Here is a 3,660-nt window from a genome sequence, read left to right as displayed (position 1 = left end):
GCGGGTCATCAAACAGTCCCGTCAGAACCTGACCGTCTACGTCAACCAGTACTTCTCGGAGCGAAACGGCTCCATCGGCTCCAAACACATCTTCGTGGGCAATACACGGATGCTGACCAAGGTCACCGGCGGCACCAGCTTCATCCGCAGCTATGACGGCGTCACCGACGCCAAGACCCCGCCCGGGCAGACGAAGAAGAGCGACAGCCCGGAGAAGAGCAATGACGCACAGGGAAGTGCTAATGCCGCGGGAGGCAGGACGCCGAGAGCGGCCAACGGCAAGGCCCTGGGCAAGGACAAAAACACCGAGAAGACCAACAACGGTAAAGCCCTGGGCAAGGACAAGGAGAAAAACAACAACGGCAAATCACCTGGCAAGGACAAAAACACCAAAGCCAAGACCAAGGGCAACTTCAAGCAGGGCTCCCACCCCGGCCAGGGCGTCGACAACCGCTCCGACCGAGCCAATGAAGTGGCGATGAACACCTGCAAGAACAAGCACCTCATCGAAGAGCACTGCGACGAGGATGGCAACGGCATCCCCGACAGCCAGGAGGACGGTAGCGACGGAGGCATCGAAGACGGTACCATCGGTGACAATACCGACGGCACCGAGGAGGAAATCGTCACCCTCGGCTCCAACGGAGAGCAGCTCTTCTACTACCACCCGGACCACCTCGGCTCCACCGGCTACGTCACCCGGGAGAACGGCGAGGTGCACGAGCACATCCAGTACTTCCCGTTCGGCGAGACCTGGGTGCAGCAGGGGGGTAATACGGAGAAAAGTCCGTATCTGTTCACCGGGAAGGAGCTGGATGAGGAGACGGGGCTGTATTACTTCGGGGCGAGGTATTATGACCCGAGGACGAGTGTTTGGCAGAGTGCCGATCCGATCCTTGGCGAATATCTGCCTGATGGCCGGGAGCCAGTTCGGCTTAGCATGCCCAGCCTTGAGAATCAGTGGCGGCCTTCTTACAATCTTCGTGGAATGGGCGGTGTATTCAAATCAAATAACCTTGCCCTTTACGGATACTCGTTTAGTAATCCAGTCGCCTTCATGGATCCAGATGGATTATCTGGAACGTTAACAATTCACTCCAGCGGCAACGGTGGTTCAAGCATGACTTCCGGTCACGCTTGGATTTCATACACACCAGATCCCTCTGGAGGTTCTGGGACTACCACCACAACCACATATGGGACATGGGGTAACAACCCAACGGAACAAGGAAATGGGTTGTTTACGAATCTTGAGGCCGGTCGAACTGGCGATGCTTCTCGAACAATGCACCTAGATGATGCTGCAGAAACAAATCTCATGAATGTCATTTCTGAGTATCAGAATCAAGGTGAAGATGCTTGGTCGCTTGGTAGCCCGTGCTCTGGCTTTTCACGCGATGCATGGGAGACGGGAACAGGGGAAGACTTGAATGCTAATTGGGGACCAATCAACAATCCAACTACATTGAAGGAATCTATTATTGAAGCCAATGGTGGTGCCAATCACAGCACGGCTACCAGTCCAAACACAGCGTCTAGCGCGTCAAGTGGCTCGATTGGGCGCTCATCAGGATCATCATCTTTAGACCCGTTGGAGTCTTCACTCCAGTGAATGACATGAAACAGTGGGCATTAAGATGCGTTGTACTTTTTGTTGCAAGTGTTTGCGCTTGCTCTGCAGATGGCATGAAAAAGTTGGAGTTTAAAGATGTGCAGAATTTTTCTGTGACTGAAAGTCGCAGAGATGGTCGATTAACTCTTCATATTTCCGGACTTGCCTTCCACAGCGCGCTTGCTGTTGGCCGAATTGAGACAACTCGAAAAGATGGAGATCTTATTATTTACGTTATCTTGGTGCCTGCACGCAAAGGTCTTTCTGGTCGGTTTGATTATGAAGTAGGACTTCCGCCAGGCATTCAGCGCGTTCTCTTTGGTGAGGGGGGCCACCAAATTTGGCCGATTCCGCACCAAGAACCGGAAGAGCCGGGAAATCCACCATTCCCTAATCCAACCCGCTAGGTGGGCCGACGAGTGAACAAACGGGAACTTACCGGACACCCAGTGCGCCGAGATAAATCGGCAAGAGATTGGAGGTGAAAGTCCTCTACCCGGAAAGGTGTCCCGTCCGCCTGTCCGTCACACCTCCGGGATGTGAAATCCGCGATTTTTTCGCCGATTTCTCCTCATTCCCCAGTGACACCGATCACAATCTTATCAACAATGCTGCTAGATCCCTCACTTCACACCGGTGATCGCGTCTCCATTTCCGGAAAATACCTGCAGCAGGTGTCCCGTCCGCGTGTCCGGCGGGCTGGATGGTGGCCGGAACTGGCCGATTTTTCACTTTACCCCGGCGATTTACGAGAACCGCGGCACAGTCCCGAAAGAAAATAGCCCGTTTACAGCCAGGATGGCTAAGGCGAACCGATCGAATTCTTGCGCTATCGGCATTCAAGGCACAGGTTTCCCCGGACAGTCGGCCTGACCATGAATTGCGGCTTTTTCTCGCGGTAGCCGCGACTCATACTCGCAGGTAATATCCTGTAAGCAGCCCGTCCCAGGCAGCAAACCAGGATTCTGTCCGTGGCCGGAAATCGAGATCATCATCCTTCCAGACCTCAGCCGGTGTGCGGCCGTCCAGGTTCCGGTGCGGCCGGACATGGTTGTACCAGAACCGGAAGGGAACGAGTGCGTCATTTAGCTGCTGGAGTGAGTCGACTTCCCACCGATCCAGCTTGGACTTCAAGGTGCCGAAGAACCGCTCGACTCTGCCATTCATCCACGGACAGCCTTTTTCGATCGGCTGGTGCCTGATACCAAGAAGCCAGAGCCCGAAACGAAACAGCCCTGAGGTGAATACCGCTTCATTGTCCGTACGCAAGCATTCCGGTTTTCCGTATCGCTCAACAGCAGCAAGCAGGCAGCGGAGGAGGGTGAGGCTGGATTTATCAGGGAGAGCCTGGAGGCACAGGTTGACCCGTGAGCCGTGTTCGAGTAGCCCAAGGATGCTATGGATCTGGCCAGTTGCATCGGCTTTGCCCGTTAAATCCATGGCCCAAACCTTGTTGATGGGCATGGGCTTGGGGGGACGGTTCTTCAGGCGCCTTCGCAGCAACAGGATCTCGTACCGGTGCTTGCGAACCGTATCACTCACATACGTCTTTCCGACGGTCGTTCCCGCATGGGCGAAGCGCCGATTGAAGGTGTCCGCCAGTGAACGGCAGCCAGCGTCCCGCATCAGCGCCTTCATGCGGATGATCTCCTTCGGCACCCAGTCGGGTTTTTTCGTGAATCGGTAGTTGACTACCGAAGAGCCACTCCTCTTTCTTCGACCGAATGACTGACAACGCCGCCGGTGGTTGAGAGACCAAAGCACGAGAATAGCGGCGAAACCCAGAACAAGAAAAAGCCCCAAAAACAGCCGCATCCCTCGTGTATCCTGTTGTTCTTCTGTGCTAAAGCCTAACACCTTCCATGGTAACGCGAACGCCATGAAGTCGGGATATTCCCACGCTCTTTCACAATTCGGGATTTCTGCACGACCGGATCGCAGCAGCCCATCACAGCGGGGCGCGAGTAGACGGAAATCGGCGGGTCGGCCAGCGCCCCACCCGCATCGGCGAGCTGGACGCCGGCGGCAGCATCATCGGGCGCACCTTC

4 protein-coding genes are annotated in these 3,660 nt (G+C 55.3%); 2 read left to right on the top strand and 2 right to left on the bottom strand.

Translation table 11 applies throughout. The annotated features are described in order from the left end of the window. On the top strand, nucleotides 1-1,612 hold a 1,612-nt coding region (locus Q7L05_RS17120), incomplete at its 5' end, for an RHS repeat domain-containing protein (RefSeq protein ID WP_303909487.1). Continuing rightward, the gene (locus tag Q7L05_RS17115) at nucleotides 1,609-2,019 is read left to right on the top strand and encodes a hypothetical protein (RefSeq protein ID WP_303909485.1); all 411 of its coding nucleotides are present in this window, start codon (nucleotides 1,609-1,611) and stop codon (nucleotides 2,017-2,019) included. The genes Q7L05_RS17120 and Q7L05_RS17115, both read left to right, overlap by 4 nt. Nucleotides 2,020-2,521: 502 nt before the next feature. Here Q7L05_RS17115 and Q7L05_RS17110 read toward each other — a convergent pair. Both Q7L05_RS17110 and Q7L05_RS17105 read right to left on the bottom strand, forming a co-directional pair. Then, the gene (locus tag Q7L05_RS17110) at nucleotides 2,522-3,427 is read right to left on the bottom strand and encodes an integrase core domain-containing protein (protein WP_303909482.1); all 906 of its coding nucleotides are present in this window, start codon (nucleotides 3,425-3,427) and stop codon (nucleotides 2,522-2,524) included. 35 nt (nucleotides 3,428-3,462) lie between these two features. After that, nucleotides 3,463-3,660 (bottom strand): hypothetical protein (locus Q7L05_RS17105; protein ID WP_303909480.1); only part of this gene is annotated, 198 nt, incomplete at its 5' end.

Origin of the sequence: Thiohalomonas denitrificans (genome assembly GCF_016841685.1) — a bacterium.
Lineage (GTDB): Bacteria > Pseudomonadota > Gammaproteobacteria > Thiohalomonadales > Thiohalomonadaceae > Thiohalomonas > Thiohalomonas denitrificans_A.
The sequence above is the reverse complement of the archived record's forward strand: the minus strand, read 5'-3'. Positions and strand labels throughout refer to the sequence as shown.

Bases quoted from the DNA above. Each gene is read 5' to 3' on its own strand.
- Q7L05_RS17110 (WP_303909482.1), bottom strand. From the start codon at position 3,427: ATGCGGCTGTTTTTGGGGCTTTTTCTTGTTCTGGGTTTCGCCGCTATT.